The sequence below is a fragment of the Rhizobium sp. PvP014 genome (assembly GCF_017876855.1).
Taxonomy (GTDB): Bacteria; Pseudomonadota; Alphaproteobacteria; order Rhizobiales; family Rhizobiaceae; genus Neorhizobium; species Neorhizobium soli.
Genome location: NZ_JAGIOT010000002.1, coordinates 2964078 through 2981969, shown reverse-complemented (window position 1 = coordinate 2981969; position 17892 = coordinate 2964078). Strand labels below are relative to the sequence as shown.

Below are 17892 nucleotides of genomic sequence, written 5' to 3'. Positions count from 1 at the left end.
TTCAATTCATGAGCGGTACACTCGTCCTCGTTCGCCACGGCCAGAGCGACTGGAACCTGAAGAACCTTTTCACCGGCTGGAAGGACCCCGAGCTTACCCCGCTCGGCATTCAGGAAGCCGAGACCGGCGGCCAGGCGCTTGCCGATACCGGCATCAAGTTCGATATCGCCTTCACCTCCGACCTAAAGCGCGCCCAGGATACGCTGAAGATCGTGCTCGACAAGCTCGGCCAGACCGACCTTGAAACCATCCGCGACCAGGCCCTGAACGAGCGCGACTACGGCGATCTCTCCGGCCTCAACAAGGACGACGCTCGCGCGAAGTGGGGCGAGGAACAGGTGCATATCTGGCGCCGTTCCTACGACATCCCGCCACCGGGCGGCGAGAGCCTGCGCGACACCGGTGCCCGGGTATGGCCCTATTACATGACCGAGATCCTGCCGCGCGTGCTGCGCGGCGAAAAGGTGCTTGTTGCTGCCCATGGCAATTCGCTGCGCTCGCTGGTGATGGTTCTCGACCGTCTCAGCAAGGAAGAGATCCTCAAGCTCAACCTCGCGACCGGCGTGCCGATGGTCTACGTGCTGAACGCGGATTCGACCGTCGCTTCCAAGAAGGTTCTGGGCGACATGTCCGCCGCCCACTAAGACGCGCCAAGTCTTCAAGATCGCGCCGGCTCGCATGAACAATGCGGGCCGGCGTTTGCATTTGTCAGTTCTCGATCGTGAACTGCACCATGTCGGCCGGGAAGCGGCTGATTGCATATTGCACGGGCACGCCGTCCGGATCTGCGTTCAACGCGCGCGTGACCAGCATGATCGCACCCGGTGACAATTCCAGATCTGCAAGGTCGCCGCTGTCTGCGTGAACTGCCGTAACCTCGGTCGAGACGCGGAGATAGTCGGTCAGGCCGATTGCCGCGAAGGCTGCGGTTATGGAGCCGCTCTCGCGATAGGCCTCTGCGATCCCTGAAAAGCGATCGGCCGGGAACCAGGCGGTTGCCCGTGATACCGGACGGCGATCCGCTTTGCGCAGGGTTTCAAGCCGGATCACGGCAGCGCCGACCGCAAGCTGCAGGCGCGACGCCAGGTCCGGTGTCGCCGGTTCCTCGGATGCGGCCAGTAGCAGACCTTCCTTTTCTTTCGCCTGATCGCCGATGCCCTCGCTGAACCTCGTGCGCCTCGAAATCGGGAAATTGAGCCGCTCCTTGCGCTCGATCAACGTTCCCCGTCCCTGAACGGCCCGGACGATGCCTTCCTGCGCCAGCGCTGCCAGCGCGCTTCTGACCGTATGACGGTTCACGCCGAACTCCGCCGCCAGCGAGATCTCCGGCGGCACCTTGCCGGTCGCGTCGTAGTCGCCGTTTGCGATCGCCGTGCGGATACGGTCGGCTATCTGCCGCCACAACGCGACGCCACTCTGCCTTTGCACAATCACCCGGTCAGTACCCCTGTCACACGCTTGTTATACGCCAGCTTTATTGGTACATGTAATTTGTATGGTTGTCTATATAAATAGACATTTAGGAGATGACCGATGGATCTTGCGGGAAATCACAAGGCGCTGGCGGAACCGGAACAGCGGCGCCGCTGCATCGAACTTCTGGCGCAGACTTCGTGCGACGAACTGAAGGCCGCGTGGAACGGGCTATCCGAAAAGCAAACCGTCAAGCCGGTGCGTGGACCGGAAACCGGTCTGGTGATGGTTCGCGGCCGGATCGGTGGCGGCGGTTCGCCCTTCAATCTGGGTGAAGCAACAGTCACCCGCGCAACGATCCTTCTTGCCTCCGGCACGGCGGGCCATGCCCAGGCGCTCGGCACCGACAAGGAAAAGGCGTGGCTGTCTGCGATATTCGATGCCCTGTGGCAGGAAGCAGAGACGCGCAATTTCGTCGAAACGGCGCTTCTTTCACCCACGGAAAGCCGCATCGCCGCTGAGGACAGACAGAACGCCGAAGAGACCGCGGCAACCCGCGTCGACTTCTTCACAATGGTACGGGGAGACGATTGATGGCCGTTCATGCACAAGCACTCGCCGGTGGGTTCACCGATCCGGTCTTCCAGTCCCAGACCATTTTCAAAACGCTGATGGACGGAATGGCGCGGCCCGGAACGATCAGCAGCACCGAACTTCAGGCCGGGCAGCCGGAACCGCTCGGCAATGCTGCCGGCGCGATTGCGCTCACGCTCTGCGATCACGATACCCCGGTCTGGCTGAGCAACGGTCTTGCAAAGTCTGCGATGCCGGAATGGATCGGTTTCCATACGGGTGCACCGATAACCTGCGAGAAGGCGCAGAGCAGCTTTGCCTTTATCGAAGCCGGGACAGCGCCCTCTTCCTTCGGCCTGTTTGCCGCCGGTACCCAGGAATACCCTGACAGGTCCACGACGCTGATCCTCGAAGTCGCCGCTCTTGGCGAGGGTGAAAAACTGAGCCTGACCGGACCAGGGATCCTCGGCACCAGGACGGTCGCAGTCTCGGGACTGCCGGATATGTTTCAGAGGCTCTGGGACGACAACAGGGCGCTCTTTCCCCGCGGAGTCGACGTCATCCTCACCGCCGGAGCGCAGTTCCTGTGCCTGCCGCGCACCACCCGGATTGCCGGCTAAGCCGAAGGAGATCAAACCCATGTATGTTGCAGTCAAGGGTGGCGAGGCCGCCATTACCAACGCTCACGCATTGCTTGCCGACCGCCGTCGCGGCGACCGGGCGCTTCCCGCACTCACGATCGAGCAGATCGCCGAACAGCTTGGCCTTGCCGTCGATCGGGTGATGGCGGAAGCCTCGCTCTATGATCGGTCGCTGGCAGCGCTTGCCGTGCGCCAGTCGCGTGGCGATCTGATCGAGGCGATCTTTCTGCTTCGCGCCTACCGCACTACGCTGCCCCGCTTCGGCTCTTCCGTTCCGGTGGATACCGCGGCCATGAAGGTCGAGCGGCGCGTCTCGGCGACCTACAAGGACCTGCCGGGCGGCCAGCTGCTCGGCCCTACTTTCGACTACACGCACCGGCTTCTCGATCCCTCGCTGCTGACGGATGAGGTGATCGCCGATCCTGCACGCAAAGAGGCGTCCGGCGAGGAGATCATGCGCGTTTCCGACATTCTCGCACACGAAGGACTGATCGAGCCGGATGGCGACCTGCCCGATGACCACGCGGCAGGAGACCTGACCCGCGAGCCGCTGGAATTTCCGATGGGTCGTGACCTCAGGCTGCAGGCACTCGCCCGCGGCGACGAGGGCTTTCTGCTGGCGCTCGGCTACTCGACGCAGCGGGGCTACGGCCGAAACCACCCGTTCGTCGGCGAAATCCGGATCGGCGAGGTGGAGGTGGAGGTAGACATGCCGGAACTCGGCTTCCCGGTCTCGCTCGGGCGCATCCAGCTGACCGAGTGCCAGATGATCAATCAGTTCAAAGGCTCCTCCATCGCGCCGCCGCAGTTTACCCGCGGCTACGGGCTCGTGTTCGGGCAGAGCGAGCGCAAGGCGATGTCGATGTCGCTGGTGGATCGTGCGCTTCGTGCGGAAGAGCTTGGCGAAGACATTACGGCGCCGGCGCAGGACGAGGAGTTCGTCATTTCGCACTCCGACAATGTGCAGGCGACCGGCTTCGTCGAACACCTGAAACTGCCCCATTATGTCGACTTCCAGGCGGAGCTTGCCATGGTGCGCAAGATGCGCGCCGAGATTGAGGCCGCTCGCCACGGCGATACCGAGATGAAGGATGCTGCCGAATGAGTGCCGATCTCGCCACCTACAATTTCGCCTATCTGGACGAACAGACGAAACGGATGATCCGCCGGGCGATCCTGAAAGCGATCGCCATACCCGGCTATCAGGTGCCGTTTGCTTCGCGCGAAATGCCGATGCCCTATGGCTGGGGTACCGGCGGCGTGCAGGTGACGGCCGCGATCATCGGTCCGGACGATGTGCTGAAGGTCATCGACCAGGGTGCCGATGACACGACCAATGCGGTCTCGATCCGCGCCTTCTTCCAGAAGGTCGCCAATGTCGCGGTGACCACCCACACCAAGGATGCGACGATCATCCAGACGCGCCATCGCATTCCCGAGCAGAAGCTGACCGAGGGCCAGGTGCTGGTCTACCAGGTGCCGATCCCGGAACCGCTGCGTTTCCTCGAGCCGCGCGAAACCGAGACCCGGAAAATGCATGCACTCGAAGAATACGGGCTGATGCATGTGAAGCTTTACGAGGACATTGCCCATAACGGCCGCATCTCCAAGACCTATGCCTATCCGGTCAAAGTGGACGGTCGCTACGTGATGGATCCCTCGCCGACACCGAAATTCGACAATCCGAAAATGCACATGTCCGATGCGCTGCAGCTGTTCGGCGCCGGACGTGAAAAACGGATCTATGCGGTTCCGCCGCATACCGAAGTGGTCAGCCTGGATTTCGAGGACCACCCGTTCGAGATCCAGACATTCGAGCAGGATTGCGCACTCTGCGGCGCACACGGCGTTTATCTCGACGAAGTGGTGCTCGACGACCAGGGCGGACGGATGTTCGTCTGCTCGGACACGGACCATTGCGAAGACCGCCGCGAACATGGCCATGTCGGCGAGATGCTCGCCCCCAACAAGGAGGCTGCGGAATGAGCGACAATCCCCTTCTCAAAGTCAGCGGCGTTTCGAAATTCTATGGTAGCCGGATCGGTTGCCAGGATGTCAGTTTCGATCTGTGGCCGGGCGAAGTGCTCGCCATCGTCGGCGAATCCGGTTCGGGCAAGACGACGCTGCTCAATTGCCTGTCGACCCGGCTGATACCGAGCGCCGGCAGCGTCGAATACCGGATGCGCGACGGCAACTTTCGCGATCTCTATCACATGAGCGAGGCCGAGCGGCGTTTCCTGATGCGCACCGACTGGGGTTTCGTTCACCAGAACCCGGCCGACGGTTTGCGCATGACGGTATCGGCGGGCGCGAACGTCGGCGAACGGCTGATGGCGGTCGGTGACCGCCACTACGGCAAGATCCGCGAAACGGCGACCGACTGGCTGGGACGCGTGGAAATTTCCGCCGACCGCATCGACGACCAACCCCGCGCCTTTTCCGGCGGCATGCGCCAACGTCTGCAGATCGCCCGCAATCTCGTGACAGGTCCGCGCCTCGTGTTCATGGACGAACCGACCGGTGGCCTCGACGTCTCGGTGCAGGCAAGACTGCTCGACCTTGTGCGCGGGCTCGTCAACGATCTCGGCCTTTCGGCCATTGTCGTCACCCATGATCTCGCGGTCGCCCGCCTTCTCTCGCACCGGATGATGGTGATGAAAGACGGTCATGTGATCGAACAGGGGCTCACCGACCGTGTCCTCGACGACCCCCGCGAGCCCTACACGCAGTTGCTCGTTTCCTCGATTCTCCAGGTATAGGACAGACCGATGGCCACTCCACTCGTCGTCTCGGAAGTCTCCAAAAGCTTCATCATGCACCTGCGCGACGGCATCAAGCTGCCGGTCGTCAACGACGTAAACTTCTCCGTGGCCGGCGGCGAATGCGTCGTGCTCGGCGGACCCTCGGGGATCGGCAAGAGCTCCATCCTGAAAATGCTCTACGGCAACTATGCCGTCGATGCAGGCCAGATCCTGGTGAACCACCAGGAGAAGATCGTCGATATCGCGGCAACGGATCCGCGCACGATCATCGAGGTTCGCCGGCATACGATGGGTTACGTCAGCCAGTTCCTGCGCACCGTGCCGCGTGTGGCTGCCGTCGACGTGGTCGCAGAGCCGCTCGTTGCCCGCGGTATCGATGCGGCGGAAGCCAAGGACAGAGCGGTCGAACTCCTCGCCAGGCTCAACCTTCCGCACGAACTCTGGTCGCTTCCGCCTGCCACCTTTTCCGGCGGCGAGCAGCAGCGCGTCAACATTGCCCGCGGGTTCATCACCAGCCACCGTATCCTGCTTCTCGACGAGCCGACCGCATCGCTCGACGCCACCAACCGGCGGGTGGTGATCGAGATGATCGCTGCCAAGAAGGCCGAGGGGGTTGCCATGCTCGGCATCTTCCACGACGAAGAGGTGCGCGAGGCCGTTGCGGACCGTATTCTCGATGTCAGTGCGTTTTCACCACGAAAGGCAGTTGCCGCATGAGTGCCAAGGTCGGTATCAACCCCGTTATCCACGCGACGGCGAGCGTCAGCAATTCGACGATCGGTCGCTACACGGAAATCTCCGAGCGCTGCCGCATCGACGAGGCCGAGATCGGCGACTACTCGTATATCATGCAGGATGGCTCCATCTGGTGCGCGACGATCGGCAAATTCGTCAACATGGCCGCTTCCGTCCGCATCAATGCAACGAACCACCCGACATGGCGGGCCACGCTGCATCATTTCACCTACCGTGCCGCCAACTACTGGGACGATGCGGATGACGAGACCGACTTCTTCGAGTGGCGCCGCGACAACCGCGTGACGATCGGCCATGACGTCTGGATCGGCCATGGTGCCACCGTGCTGCCGGGCGTAACGGTCGGGAACGGGGCGGTGATCGGCGCCGGAGCCGTGGTGTCGAAGGATGTCGCCCCATACACGATCGTCGGCGGCGTGCCGGCCAAGCTGATCCGGGAACGCTTTACGAGGGAGGTCGGTGACGGCATGGATCGCCTCGCGTGGTGGGACTGGGATCACCTCAAGCTGCGCACCGCACTCGATGACTTCCGGGCGCTTTCGGCTGAGGACTTTCTTGCGAAATACGCGGCTTAGCAAAGCATTCCAGCAGCGCAAAGATGTAACAAAACCTACATAAAACCGACATTCAGGGTTCATCAACGAAGTCTAATCCGATCCTCACCAGGCAATGGGACGGATTGAAAAACATGAAGTTTGAACTGAGGAATGTCACCCGACGTTTCGGCGATCATATCGCAGTCAACGCCGTCAGCGTGGAGATCCCTCAAGGTCAGATGGTCGGCGTCATCGGTCGCTCCGGCGCCGGCAAGTCGACCCTCCTGCGCATGATCAACCGCCTGCAGGAGCCGAGCTCCGGTTCCATCCGGTTTGGCGATCTCGAGGTTTCCGCTCTCAAGGGCGCCGGCTTGCGCAACTGGCAGCGCGATTGCGCGATGATCTTCCAGCAGTTCAATCTGGTGCCGCGCCTCGACGTCATGACCAATGTGATGCTTGGCCGGTTGAACCACCGATCCACCATCATGAGCCTTCTCAACATCTTTACCGACGACGAGCGGATGGCTGCGATCGGAGCGCTCGAGCGTCTCGGTATCGAGCAGACGGCCATGCAGCGCGCCGGCACGCTTTCCGGCGGTCAGCAGCAGCGCGTCGCCATCGCCCGCGCCCTGATGCAGGCCCCGAAAATGCTTCTGGCCGATGAGCCGATCGCATCGCTCGACCCGCTCAACGCCAAGATCGTCATGGACGCGCTGCGCGACATCAACGAGCGCGAGGGCATCACCGTCATCACCAACCTGCACACGCTCGATACGGCGCGCGCCTATTGCGAGCGGATCATCGGGATGGCAGGCGGCCGCGTCGTCTTCGACGGCACGCCGTCGCAGCTGAACGCGCAGGCCGTCAGCGAGATCTACGGATCGGACCGCGACGGTGCCGGCATCGACGAGACGATGACCTCGACCAGCATCAACAATCCCGCGGCCCCTGCGACTGCGGCCAAGCAATCGGCCGGAATAGGCAGCCTGGCAAGCGCCAGGGCCTGAGCCGCATCCAGATCGTCTGCCCACGTTAAGGGCGCGTTGCTTCACGACCCAACTCCGGATGATCCGGAAACAGGAGATCACCATGTTCAGAAAAACTATGCTTGCTGCCGCGACGCTCAGCCTGCTCGCCGGTTCCGCCCTTGCCCAGGACGTCAAGGTTTTGCGCATCGGTCTCGATGGCTCGGAAAACGAAGCCGACCAGATCCGCAACACCCAGTGTGTTGCCGATGGCCTAAAGGCTGCGACCGGCGTATCCGAAGTGAAGCTGTTCCCGTCGCCGAACTATAACGGCGTTATCCAGGGCCTGCTCGGCGGCACGATCGACATTGCTTCGATGGGTGCGGCTTCCTATGCAGCCATCGCGCTCAAGGACGACAAGGCCGTTGACCCGATCCTGACCTACACGGGTTCCGACGGCTCCAGCGGTTACTACTCGATCATGGTTGCCCGCAAGGACAGCGGCATCAAGACGCTGGCTGACCTCAAGGGCAAGAAAATCGGCTTCGCCGATCCGGATTCGACCTCGGGCTATCTCGTCCCGAACGTCGCGCTGCCGAAGGAAATCGGCATGCCGGTCAAGCAGTATTTCTCCGAAACCGGCTTCGGTGGCGGCCACGAGAACCTGGTTCTCGCCGTCCTCGACAAGAAGTTCGATGCCGGCACGACGTTCGGTTCGGGCGTTGGCAAGTGGGAAGAAGGTTATAGCGGCGGCAACCTGCACCAGATGGTCGCCAAGGGTAACCTCGACATGGACGATATCGTCCAGGTCTGGAAGTCGCCACTGATCCCGAACGGTCCGCTGATGGTCTCCAACAAGGTTCCGGCCGACATGAAGGCCAAGGTCAAGGCCTTCTTCATGGAACTGCCGAAGAAGAACCTCGCCTGCTTCCAGTCCTTCACCCAGGGCAAGAACAAGGACTACATCGAAGTCAATCCGGCCTTCTACCAGACGATCGTCGACGCCCGTAAGTCCGTTATCGGCGGCTGATCATCCTTCAAAAGACCTGGCGGCGGCATCTGCAGAAGGTGCCGCCGTTCTGCAACGAGAGACACGGGCATGGCGACGATCAGCAAACAGACGACCGGACATCTCGGCGGCAATCTCGACGGCGCCCCCGGCAGCCGACTGGGACCAGCGGCATCCCTGATGATGCAGCATTACCGGCAGCAGCTGCGAACCCGCCGCGTCTATACCGCTATTACGATTGGCGTGTTTCTGGTCGTGCTGTTCGCCTCGCTGAAATTCGCCAATGACGCCAATGCGGGCAAGTTCTTCGAACGCCTGCCCTATATGTTCGATTTCATTCGCAGCTTCGTGCCTGACAGCCCGATGGAAATCATCCGGGCGATGTTCGACCTTCCCTCCCCCTATGCCGACGGCTCGCTGAAATATGATTACACGGCCGATCGCCACTATATTACCGAGACGTTCTACATCCCGAATTTCTTCTACCAGCTGATCATCACCATCAACATCGCGCTGGTTTCGACGATTATCGGTTCCGCCATCGCCTTTCTGCTGTGCTTCTTCGCGTCCACCAATCTTGTCGGCGCCGGGCCTGTGCGTTTCGTCGTTCGCCGCATCATGGAAATCCTGCGTGCCTTTCCGGAAATCGTCATTGCCGGACTTCTGACGGCGATCCTGTCGATCGGGCCGATCGCCGCGATCATTGCGATTACCGTCCACACGATCGGCGCGCTCGGAAAGCTGTTCTTCGAGGTGGTCGAGAATTCCGACATGAAGCCGGATGAAGGTTTGCGGGCCGCCGGTGCATCCTGGGTCGAGCGGGTGCGTTTCGCGATCGTTCCCCAGGTGCTGCCGAATTTCGTGTCCTACACGCTGCTGCGCGCCGAGGTAAACGTGCGCGCCTCGACCATTATCGGTGCGGTCGGTGGCGGCGGTATCGGCGAGGTGTTTCGCCTGGCGATCGGTCGCGATCATGCGGCCAAGACCTATGCCATCATCATTCTGCTCCTCGTCAGCGTCATTGCCATCGACCAGTTCTCGTCCTGGCTTCGCCGCCGGCTGATCGGCCAGCAGTCCTTCGAACTTGGCAGGGGAGCAGCCTGATGCCATCGGTACCTGCCATCAATGCATCCGACAGAGAGCGCTTGCGCGAAACCTATCCGCAGGTGTTTCAACGGTCCTTCCTGCAGCGCTACGGACTGGTGATCGGCTCCGGACTGATCCTCGCCTATCTGGTTGCCTGCTTTTTCGCCTTCAATGTCGGTCCCGCCTTCAGGAACGGCCAGTGGGACCGAGCATCGCTCTATCTCCAGGACTGGTATTCCTGGCGCGCCCAGCCGCGCCTGCGTTTCCAAGACGACGGCACCGTCAAGCCGCAGTGGTCGAGCCGCGGGCAGTATGCCGAAGGTTCCGACATCTCCTGGCTTAAGCCAACCGAAGGCGGCGGTTACCGCGTGACCTATGGCAGTGATGCGGATCGTCTGGATGTGACGCCGGGCCGGGTCGATGTCTATCTGAACGGCACGGTCTATCCAGTCACGATCGACAGCAACGCAGCGACGGCGCCAGCCGATGCGCCTTCGGCCCTCCGCCAAGACGGAGCCAAGGTGCTGGTCGATTACGGCTTTGAGGGTCAGGCGGAAATCCGCCCGGCGCAGGTCTATGTGCAGCGTCGCTTCCTTGGATGGGCAAACTTCCTGTTCGACACCAAGTCGGCATTCTGGGGCAAGAGCTGGGGCGAGCTTGCACACCTTGCAACGATCGGCGAGCGGCTGGATCCGGCACGCTCGAACATCGGCCACATGCGCGACGACTTCCTTGGCAATAATGTCTGGCAGCATGCGGACATTCTGTCGAAACTGCTTCAGACGCTGGTCATGGCCTTTGTCGGCACGCTGCTCGGGACGCTGTTCGCCTTCCCGCTCGCCTTCATCGCGGCGCGCAACATTACCCGCAACCGGGCCGCCAACTGGGGCATGAAGCGGTTGTTCGACTTCCTGCGCTCCGTCGACATGCTGATCTGGGCGCTGTTCTTCACCCGCTCCTTCGGCCCCGGACCGATCCCCGGTATCGCGGCGATCTTCTTCACGGATGCCGGTGCGCTCGGCAAGGTCTATTCGGAAGCCGTCGAGAATGTCGACGACAAGCAGCGTGAGGGTGTCAAATCGGTCGGCGCACCCTCCGTCATCGTCAACCGCTTCGGCGTCGTGCCGCAGGTGCTGCCGGTGTTCATCTCCCAGTCGCTGTATTTCTGGGAATCGAACACCCGTTCGGCGACTGTTATCGGCGCCGTCGGTGCGGGCGGCATCGGCCTCAAGCTGCTCGAAGCGATGGGCACCAATGCGGACTGGGACAAGGTTGCCTACATGGTTCTACTGATCCTGATGGTGGTCTTCCTGTTCGACAATGTGTCCAACGCGATCCGCTCACGTCTGATCGGTGGCCCGACACATTAAAAGGTTGCCGCATCATCATTCTGTCATGGAAATCTTTTAGCCGAAGGCTGTCTCGAGGCGCGACAGATGGTTAGTCTCGGACATCGCCCTTTTCCTGATTCCGGAACCATGCCTTGCGATATGCTCTCTACTTTTCGCCCGCAGCGGATCATCCGCTGACGAAGACCGCCTCCCGTTGGCTCGGCCGCGATGCCTTCCGCGGGGAGCGCTTCGAGACAGCGGTCGTGGATGGCATTCCCGAAGAGGATGTGCACGCGCTGACGGCCGATCCGCGGCGCTACGCCTTTCATGCGACGCTGAAGGCGCCGTTCGAGCTTGCTGAAGGACGCAGCGAGGCCGAACTGCTCAACGCTTTCGAGAGGTTTGCGGCGGCGACACCGGGTTTCGACATTCCGAATGCCGTCATCGGCCAGCTCGGCCGTTTCTTCGCTCTGGTGCCTGACCAGGTCCATCCGGAACTGCAGGCCTTTGCCGCCCGCGTGGTCCAAGATTTCGAGCCGTTCCGCGCGCCGCTTTCGGATGCCGATATTGCCCGGCGCAAACCGGAGAACCTTTCACCCGAACACCGCGACAACCTGATGACCTGGGGCTACCCCTACGTCATGGACGAGTTCCGCTTTCACATGACGCTGACCGGACAGGTCCCGCCCGAACAGGCGCCTGCCATGCGCACGGCACTTGAAACCAGATTTGCAGATTTTACCAACGCACCGCTCTCCATCAACGGAGTTGCGCTCTTCGTAGAGACCGAGCGGGGCGCAGATTTTACAGTTCACCGCTGGCTGCCCCTGGCGCCGGCCTCCGATATCAGAAAGACGACCCCATGACCGTCGAGACCGTATTCACAAATGCCCGCATCGTGCTGGAGGACAGCATCGTGACCGGCTCCATCCAGATCCGGGACGGCAAGATTGCAGACATTTCCGAGGGGTCCGCACAGGTCGGCGAGGACTTCGAGGGCGATTATCTGATCCCCGGGCTTGTCGAACTGCATACCGACCATCTGGAACAGCACTATTCGCCCCGTCCGGGCGTGCGCTGGAATGCGACGGCAGCGATCCAGGCGCATGACGCTCAGATCGCTTCTTCCGGCATCACCACCGTGTTCGATTGCCTGCGGATGGGATCCGACGAAGACGGCGGCTTTGAGCAGGGCGAGATGCGGGCGATGGCAGACGCCATCCAGGCGGCAGAGCGCCAGGGCCGCCTGCGGTCCGAGCATCTTATCCACCTTCGCTGCGAAGTTTCGGCAGACAATGTGCTGGATCACTTCGCCGATTTTGCCAACGACCCTTTTGTCAGGCTCGTTTCGCTGATGGATCACGCCCCTGGCCAGCGCCAGTTCCAGACGATGGACCAGTACATCTTCTACTACCAGAAAAAGCGCGGGCTTTCCGACGAAGCCTTCAAGATCTTCATCGACAAGCGTGTGGAAGAGTCCGAGCGCAATTCAACCCCGCACCGCATCGCCATCGCGAAGGTCTGCGCCGATAACGGCATTACGGTTGCAAGCCACGACGATGCGACGCTTGCGCATGTGGACGAGGCGATCGGCAATGGTGTGAAGCTCGCCGAATTCCCGACCAGTCTCGATGCCGCCAAGGCCTCGCACCAGGCCGGCATGAGCGTGCTGATGGGCGCGCCCAATATCGTGCGGGGCAAGTCGCATTCCGGCAATATTGCCGCCCGCGATCTGGCTGAGAAAGACGTGCTGGACGTGCTTTCGTCCGATTACGTGCCGCTCAGCCTTCTCTACGCGCCGTTCATTCTGGCCGATGACGTCGACAGCATTTCGCTTCCGAAGGCGATCGCCATGGTGAGTGCGACGCCGGCCCGCACCGTCGGGCTCGACGATCGCGGCCGGATCGCCACCGGCCTGCGCGCCGATCTGGTCCGGGTCCATCGTCCGGAGGGCGTGCCGGTGGCGCGTGCCGTGTGGCGCGAAGGTCGGCGGGTCGCCTGATGGACGGCCGCCCGGCGAATAGCGACAGTGGCAAAAGCGGCGTGATCGTCGTCGTGGTCGGCCCGAGCGGTGCGGGCAAGGACACGCTGATGGCGGAGGCTGCGCGGCATTTTGCGGGTCGTGACGACGTGGTGTTTGCCCGCCGCACAATCACCCGGGACCCGGCTTCCGGCGGCGAGGACCACGACGGCGTCTCGGAGGACGAGTTCGCTGCGTTGGAAAAAGCCGGACGCTTTGCCGTGTCCTGGAATGCGCATGGGCTATCCTATGGCATTCCCAGGGATACGCTCGATGCCGTCGAAGATGGCCGTCTGGTCATCGCCAATGGCTCCCGTTCGGCGCTTGCACACTTCCACTCAGCGTATCCGGCCACACTGGTCATCAACGTCATTGCCTCGCGCGACGTGCTCGCCGCGCGGCTCGAAGCGCGGGGACGGGAGTGCCGCGAGGACATCCTGCGGCGTCTCGAGCGCGGCTCCCTCACTGTCGATGGCGACTATTCGGTCGTGACGATCGACAACAGCGGGTCCCTGAGCGAAGCCGCCCGGACACTGATCGACACGCTGGAACGACGTCTTTTCCGGCGCGTGTGATTTTGCGACTATCTTCACGACGGGCACTTTACAGTCCCGATTTTGCCTCTATGTGGACTTTCTAACATAAGAGGCGCAGCATGGACCAAACGCGAAGGCTTGATGACTTAGACGACGGGAAGGCTGCGGGAACGGCAAGGCTCAATCTGGAAGCCCGGATGACCGTGCTCGAGATCGTGTCCATCACCTCGCTCGCCATGGCGTTGGATACCTCCGAAAACGCGAATGTTGATCATGCCAAGGGCATTGCCAGCCTGATCCTCGACACCGTCCACCACCGCTGTCGTGAACTGGGCATGACGGATGAAGGCAGCCAGTCGGCGCACCGATACGCCGACGAGCTGCTATCGACAGCTCTTCTGTCCCTTTACCCCAACGGCTGATCAAGCCAGATCAGTGCGCCTCGTCCCAGTTCGCGGCGGCGCGCGCGTCCACCTTCAGCGGCACCCGCATCGAGACAGCCGGCATTGTCGCCTCTTCCATAGTCGATACGATCAGCGGGATCGCTTCTTCGATCGCAGCATCCTCGACTTCGAAGATCAGTTCGTCATGCACCTGCAGCAGCATGCGGACCTTTTCGTCGAGACCGGCCTTCTTCAGGGCAGGCTCCATCCCGATCATCGCACGGCGGATGACATCAGCGGCCGACCCCTGGATCGGGGCGTTGATGGCAGCGCGTTCATTGAAGGCGCGCATCGACGGGTTGGACGACTTGATATCGGGATAATGGGAGCGACGGCCGAAGATCGTTTCCACATAGCCATGCTCACGGGCAAAGGCCTTCGTCTGCTCCATGTAGTCCTTGATACCGGGAAAGCGCTCGAAATACCGCTTGATGTAATCGCCTGCTTCCGAGCGATCGATAGACAGCTGGTTGGCAAGACCAAAAGCGGAAATTCCGTAGATGATGCCGAAGTTGATCGCCTTTGCGCGGCGACGGACCTCACTCGACATGCCCTCGACGGGAACGCCGAACATTTCCGATGCGGTCATCGAGTGAATGTCGATGCCATCCGCGAAGGCCTGACGCAGCTGCGGAATGTCGGCGACGTGGGCGAGGACGCGCAGCTCGATCTGGCTGTAATCCGCGGAGAGAAGCTTGTGGCCGGGGGTCGCGATGAATGCGGTGCGGATCTTGCGGCCTTCGGCATTGCGGACCGGGATGTTCTGAAGATTGGGTTCCGACGAGGAAAGACGCCCGGTCGTGGTCGATGCCAGCGAATAGGACGTGTGGACGCGCTTGGTCTGCGGATGGACGTAGCCTGGAAGCGCATCGGTGTAGGTGGATTTCAGCTTTGTCAGCTGGCGCCAGTCGACGATCTTGCGCGGCAGATCGTGACCAGTCGCGGCCAGATCCTCCAGCACGCTTGCCGAAGTCGACCACTGGCCGGTCTTGGTCTTGGCACCGCCGGGCAGGCCCATCTTGCCGAACAGGATATCGCCGAGCTGCTTGGGAGAGCCGATGGTGAATTTTTCGCCGGCGAGCGCATAGATCTCGTCTTCGAAGGCCGCCGCCTTCTGCGCAAGCTCGCCGGAAAGGCGCGACAGGATCTGCCGATCGATAGTGATGCCACGTTCTTCCATATCGGCAAGAACAGAGACCAGCGGTCGCTCGAGCCGCTCGTAGACGCGTGTCAGGCCGGCTGCCGCGAGCTGCGGTTTCAGCACCATCCAGAGACGCAGCGTGACATCCGCGTCCTCGGCCGCATAGGCAGTCGCCTTCTCGATATCGACGTAATCGAACGTCACCCCGCTCTTGCCGGAGCCAGCGACGTCCTTGAACGCGATCGGCTTATGATTGAGCCAGCGTTCGGACAATGCGTCCATGCCGTGGTTGGCCTTTCCGGCCTCCAGCACGTAGGACATCAGCATCGTATCGTCATGGGCCTGGACGGTTATGCCGTGCCGCTTCATGACGAGGTAATCGAACTTGAGGTTCTGCGCGACCTTGAGGACGGTCGGATCTTCCAGCAGCGGTTTCAGGCGATCCAGCGCTTCGCGGCTGGCCATCTGGTTTTCGGCCAGACCACCGCCTAGGAGATCGCCGACACCGGTCTTGTGGGTGAGCGGAACATAGGCGGCGCGGACTTCGAGACCGGACGGGCTTTCGGTATTGTCGGCGATCGCCAGCGAGAAGCCGACCAGTTCGGCCTGCATCGGGTCGAGCGAGTTCGTCTCCGTGTCGAAGGCGACGAAACCGGTCTCGCGCGCCGCGCGGATCCAGTCATCAAGCACTTCCACATCGCGGATCGTGACGTAGTTTTCCATATCGAGCTTGGCCTGCCCGAACGCGGCGATACGAGCTTCGGCAAAGGAGGCTGGCGTCGCTTCGCCGGTTACCTTTGCGACCGTTGAAACCGCTCGCTCGGCGGGCGCCGGAGCTGTGGCCTCTCCCGTATCGGCCTTCGCCGCCTCGCCCGCATCGAGGTCTGGACCGCGGGCGGCATCGTCCCATTCGACCTCGACATCCGCCGCTTCTATTTCATCGGCGTTGCAGTCGCAGGCTGTGGCAACCCTTCGCGTCAACGTTCCGAAGTTCATGGCCTTGAGGAAGCCGATCAGCTTTGGTCCGTTCTGGGGTTCGAGAACCAGCGCATCGAGTTCGAGCTCCAGGGGAACATCGGTGCGCAGCTCCACCAGTCGCCTCGACAGGCGCGCCTGCTCGGCAAAGGCGATGATGCTTTCGCGGCGCTTGACCTGCTTGATCTCTCCGGCGCGGGAAAGAAGCGTTTCGAGATCGCCGAACTCTTCCAAAAGCTGCGCTGCCGTCTTCGGCCCGATGCCCGGAATACCCGGCACGTTGTCGACCGAATCGCCGACCAAAGCCTGGAGATCGATCATCTTTTCAGGCGCTACGCCCCACTTTTCGACGACGTCGGGCACGCTGATCTGCTTGTCCTTCATGCTGTCGTACATGTGGACCATCGGCGTCACCAGCTGCATCAGGTCCTTGTCGGAGGACACGATGGTGACGTCGGCGCCCGTCGCTTCGGCCTGGCGGGCATAGGTGGCAATGATGTCATCCGCCTCGAACCCCTCCGTCTCGATGCAGGGGAGGTTGAAGGCGCGGGTCGCCTGGCGGATCAGACCGAACTGCGGAACGAGCTCTTCCGGCGGCGCGGACCGGTTGGCCTTGTACGCATCGTAGATCTCCTTGCGGAAGGTCTTCGAGGAATAGTCGAAAATGACGGCGAAATGCGTCGGCGTGACGCCGACAGACGTATCGCGCGCATCGGTCAGAAGCTTCCACAACATGTTGCAGAACCCCGACACGGCGCCCACCGGCAGCCCGTCTGATTTGCGGGTGAGCGGGGGCAATGCATGAAACGCCCGGAAGATGAAACCGGAGCCGTCGATGAGGAAGAGATGATCGCCTTTTTTCATGAGGATGGAATACCCCGAGGCATCTTCGGCGTCCACGAAAAGTTCGCCGGCAGCGCCACCGAACGCTCACCGCAACGTTACCGATTTGTAATAGACCAATCCCTTGAAAAGCCGCATTCCGCCGCACATTTCAAGCTTACCGGCGATTGATCACGCCGCAGTCTGGCACCCGGCTTGCCCCCTGCCGCGTCAGACCGGACAAAGGCTCACCCCCCTCTCCGGGCCTTTGTTCTTCTATCATGCCGCCACGACCGCTCCCCTCCCGGTCGTGGCGGTTTTTGTTTGCGGCTCACAGCATCTAGCGAAGCGTTGCAGGGTTGGCGAAAGCACGGCGTGCGATATATCCTTCCGGGCAAGGTCTGTTTGGACTTTCAACCGGGAAGCAAGATACCGAAGCCATGGCATTCGATCGCTCTCATTCCGCAACCTATCTCGCCAATCAGCTTGCGAAGGGTTTTGCGCGATCCCTGCAACAGCGCTCAAGCAGCCTCGGCTTTTCCCCGGGCCAGTTTCCCGTTCTCCTGGAACTCTGGCAGCAGGATGGCCTTACCCAGAAGCAACTCCTGGACAAGCTCGAGGTGGAGCAGGCGACGGTTGCCAATACGCTCGCGCGGATGCAGCGCGACGGTCTCATCGAGCGCATCCCCCATCCTGACGACAAGCGGGCAAAGATCATTACCCTGACGGCGCTTGGCCGCAGCCTGGAGGCCCGTGCGGTGGAGGCGGCAGCGGAAGCCGACGCGGCCCTGTTTTCCGGGTTCAAGCGATTCGAGCGTGACCTGATGATCGAATACATGCGGATGATTTTGGAGAACGCCCGCAAGCTCTAGGGGGCGCCAGA

Annotated in this window: 20 protein-coding genes; 18 read left to right on the top strand and 2 right to left on the bottom strand. The window is 61.7% G+C overall.

Annotation, left to right across the window (positions count from 1 at the left end; genetic code table 11):
• Positions 1–8: 8 nt before the first annotated feature.
• A complete protein-coding gene (locus tag J3A65_RS18925; RefSeq protein WP_062454154.1) occupies positions 9–644 on the top strand; it encodes a 2,3-bisphosphoglycerate-dependent phosphoglycerate mutase in 636 nt (211 codons plus the stop codon).
• A gap of 64 nt (positions 645–708) precedes the next feature.
• On the opposite strand, the gene phnF is transcribed toward J3A65_RS18925, so the two are convergent.
• Positions 709–1428, bottom strand: coding sequence for a phosphonate metabolism transcriptional regulator PhnF (gene phnF, locus J3A65_RS18920; RefSeq protein ID WP_209903617.1), 720 nt, complete (start codon positions 1426–1428; stop codon positions 709–711).
• A 105-nt stretch (positions 1429–1533) separates the two neighbouring features.
• Between phnF and phnG the strand changes: the two genes are divergently transcribed.
• The 15 genes from phnG to J3A65_RS18845 all read left to right on the top strand — a co-directional run bounded on the left by phnG (position 1534) and on the right by J3A65_RS18845 (position 14050).
• On the top strand, positions 1534–2007 hold the full coding sequence (gene phnG, locus J3A65_RS18915) for a phosphonate C-P lyase system protein PhnG (RefSeq protein WP_209902808.1): 474 nt from the start codon (positions 1534–1536) through the stop codon (positions 2005–2007).
• Positions 2007–2606, top strand: coding sequence for a phosphonate C-P lyase system protein PhnH (phnH, locus tag J3A65_RS18910; RefSeq protein ID WP_174195431.1), 600 nt, complete (start codon positions 2007–2009; stop codon positions 2604–2606). The genes phnG and phnH overlap by 1 nt, the downstream gene beginning before the upstream one ends.
• 19 nt (positions 2607–2625) lie before the next feature.
• Complete coding sequence (locus J3A65_RS18905; RefSeq protein ID WP_209902806.1) at positions 2626–3732, top strand: carbon-phosphorus lyase complex subunit PhnI; 1107 nt, start codon at positions 2626–2628, stop codon at positions 3730–3732.
• Positions 3729–4613, top strand: coding sequence for an alpha-D-ribose 1-methylphosphonate 5-phosphate C-P-lyase PhnJ (locus J3A65_RS18900; RefSeq protein ID WP_113109309.1), 885 nt, complete (start codon positions 3729–3731; stop codon positions 4611–4613). The genes J3A65_RS18905 and J3A65_RS18900 overlap by 4 nt, the downstream gene beginning before the upstream one ends.
• Positions 4610–5386: a phosphonate C-P lyase system protein PhnK gene (gene phnK, locus J3A65_RS18895; protein ID WP_209902803.1), complete on the top strand. Its 777-nt coding sequence runs from the start codon at positions 4610–4612 to the stop codon at positions 5384–5386. Before J3A65_RS18900 ends, phnK begins: the two co-directional genes overlap by 4 nt.
• 9 nt (positions 5387–5395) lie before the next feature.
• Positions 5396–6106, top strand: a complete 711-nt coding sequence (gene phnL, locus J3A65_RS18890) for a phosphonate C-P lyase system protein PhnL (RefSeq protein WP_209902801.1) — start codon at positions 5396–5398, stop codon at positions 6104–6106.
• The gene (locus J3A65_RS18885) at positions 6103–6720 is read left to right on the top strand and encodes a DapH/DapD/GlmU-related protein (protein ID WP_209902799.1); all 618 of its coding nucleotides are present in this window, start codon (positions 6103–6105) and stop codon (positions 6718–6720) included. Before phnL ends, J3A65_RS18885 begins: the two co-directional genes overlap by 4 nt.
• Positions 6721–6833: 113 nt before the next feature.
• Positions 6834–7688 carry a phosphonate ABC transporter ATP-binding protein gene (phnC, locus tag J3A65_RS18880; protein WP_209902796.1) on the top strand — a complete coding sequence of 285 codons (855 nt, stop codon included), beginning with the start codon at positions 6834–6836 and terminating at the stop codon, positions 7686–7688.
• Between the two features lie 82 nt (positions 7689–7770).
• Positions 7771–8676, top strand: a complete 906-nt coding sequence (gene phnD, locus J3A65_RS18875) for a phosphonate ABC transporter substrate-binding protein (RefSeq protein ID WP_062454164.1) — start codon at positions 7771–7773, stop codon at positions 8674–8676.
• Between the two features lie 162 nt (positions 8677–8838).
• A complete protein-coding gene (gene phnE, locus J3A65_RS18870; protein ID WP_192087767.1) occupies positions 8839–9759 on the top strand; it encodes a phosphonate ABC transporter, permease protein PhnE in 921 nt (306 codons plus the stop codon).
• Entirely contained in the window at positions 9759–11111 is a 1353-nt protein-coding gene (gene phnE, locus J3A65_RS18865; protein ID WP_209902794.1) for a phosphonate ABC transporter, permease protein PhnE, read from the top strand. The genes phnE (J3A65_RS18870) and phnE (J3A65_RS18865) overlap by 1 nt, the downstream gene beginning before the upstream one ends.
• 113 nt (positions 11112–11224) lie before the next feature.
• Positions 11225–11938, top strand: a complete 714-nt coding sequence (locus J3A65_RS18860; protein ID WP_209902791.1) for a DUF1045 domain-containing protein — start codon at positions 11225–11227, stop codon at positions 11936–11938.
• Positions 11935–13074, top strand: a complete 1140-nt coding sequence (locus J3A65_RS18855) for an alpha-D-ribose 1-methylphosphonate 5-triphosphate diphosphatase (RefSeq protein ID WP_209902789.1) — start codon at positions 11935–11937, stop codon at positions 13072–13074. Before J3A65_RS18860 ends, J3A65_RS18855 begins: the two co-directional genes overlap by 4 nt.
• Positions 13074–13667: a phosphonate metabolism protein/1,5-bisphosphokinase (PRPP-forming) PhnN gene (phnN, locus tag J3A65_RS18850; protein ID WP_209902787.1), complete on the top strand. Its 594-nt coding sequence runs from the start codon at positions 13074–13076 to the stop codon at positions 13665–13667. Before J3A65_RS18855 ends, phnN begins: the two co-directional genes overlap by 1 nt.
• 80 nt (positions 13668–13747) lie before the next feature.
• Positions 13748–14050 carry a hypothetical protein gene (locus J3A65_RS18845; RefSeq protein WP_209902785.1) on the top strand — a complete coding sequence of 101 codons (303 nt, stop codon included), beginning with the start codon at positions 13748–13750 and terminating at the stop codon, positions 14048–14050.
• A gap of 10 nt (positions 14051–14060) precedes the next feature.
• Here J3A65_RS18845 and polA read toward each other — a convergent pair whose 3' ends face one another.
• Complete coding sequence (polA, locus tag J3A65_RS18840; protein WP_209903615.1) at positions 14061–17051, bottom strand: DNA polymerase I; 2991 nt, start codon at positions 17049–17051, stop codon at positions 14061–14063.
• Between polA and J3A65_RS18835 the strand changes: the two genes are divergently transcribed.
• Together J3A65_RS18835 and J3A65_RS18830 are read left to right on the top strand one after the other, a co-directional pair.
• Complete coding sequence (locus J3A65_RS18835) at positions 16989–17201, top strand: hypothetical protein (protein WP_209903680.1); 213 nt, start codon at positions 16989–16991, stop codon at positions 17199–17201. The two genes, polA and J3A65_RS18835, sit on opposite strands and share 63 nt — an antisense overlap.
• 248 nt (positions 17202–17449) lie before the next feature.
• The gene (locus tag J3A65_RS18830; RefSeq protein WP_062454171.1) at positions 17450–17881 is read left to right on the top strand and encodes a MarR family transcriptional regulator; all 432 of its coding nucleotides are present in this window, start codon (positions 17450–17452) and stop codon (positions 17879–17881) included.
• Positions 17882–17892: the final 11 nt, after the last annotated feature.

Coding starts and splice junctions, on each gene's coding strand:
- polA (WP_209903615.1), bottom strand. CDS start 17,051: ATGAAAAAAGGCGATCATCTCTTCCTCATCGACGGCTCCGGTTTCATC.
- phnE (WP_209902794.1), top strand. CDS start 9,759: ATGCCATCGGTACCTGCCATCAATGCATCCGACAGAGAGCGCTTGCGC.
- phnC (WP_209902796.1), top strand. CDS start 6,834: ATGAAGTTTGAACTGAGGAATGTCACCCGACGTTTCGGCGATCATATC.
- phnE (WP_192087767.1), top strand. CDS start 8,839: ATGCAGCATTACCGGCAGCAGCTGCGAACCCGCCGCGTCTATACCGCT.
- J3A65_RS18905 (WP_209902806.1), top strand. CDS start 2,626: ATGTATGTTGCAGTCAAGGGTGGCGAGGCCGCCATTACCAACGCTCAC.
- phnL (WP_209902801.1), top strand. CDS start 5,396: ATGGCCACTCCACTCGTCGTCTCGGAAGTCTCCAAAAGCTTCATCATG.
- phnK (WP_209902803.1), top strand. CDS start 4,610: ATGAGCGACAATCCCCTTCTCAAAGTCAGCGGCGTTTCGAAATTCTAT.
- J3A65_RS18835 (WP_209903680.1), top strand. CDS start 16,989: ATGAAACGCCCGGAAGATGAAACCGGAGCCGTCGATGAGGAAGAGATG.
- phnH (WP_174195431.1), top strand. CDS start 2,007: ATGGCCGTTCATGCACAAGCACTCGCCGGTGGGTTCACCGATCCGGTC.
- J3A65_RS18885 (WP_209902799.1), top strand. CDS start 6,103: ATGAGTGCCAAGGTCGGTATCAACCCCGTTATCCACGCGACGGCGAGC.
- J3A65_RS18845 (WP_209902785.1), top strand. CDS start 13,748: ATGGACCAAACGCGAAGGCTTGATGACTTAGACGACGGGAAGGCTGCG.
- J3A65_RS18900 (WP_113109309.1), top strand. CDS start 3,729: ATGAGTGCCGATCTCGCCACCTACAATTTCGCCTATCTGGACGAACAG.
- phnG (WP_209902808.1), top strand. CDS start 1,534: ATGGATCTTGCGGGAAATCACAAGGCGCTGGCGGAACCGGAACAGCGG.
- J3A65_RS18830 (WP_062454171.1), top strand. CDS start 17,450: ATGGCATTCGATCGCTCTCATTCCGCAACCTATCTCGCCAATCAGCTT.
- J3A65_RS18855 (WP_209902789.1), top strand. CDS start 11,935: ATGACCGTCGAGACCGTATTCACAAATGCCCGCATCGTGCTGGAGGAC.
- phnN (WP_209902787.1), top strand. CDS start 13,074: ATGGACGGCCGCCCGGCGAATAGCGACAGTGGCAAAAGCGGCGTGATC.
- J3A65_RS18925 (WP_062454154.1), top strand. CDS start 9: ATGAGCGGTACACTCGTCCTCGTTCGCCACGGCCAGAGCGACTGGAAC.
- phnD (WP_062454164.1), top strand. CDS start 7,771: ATGTTCAGAAAAACTATGCTTGCTGCCGCGACGCTCAGCCTGCTCGCC.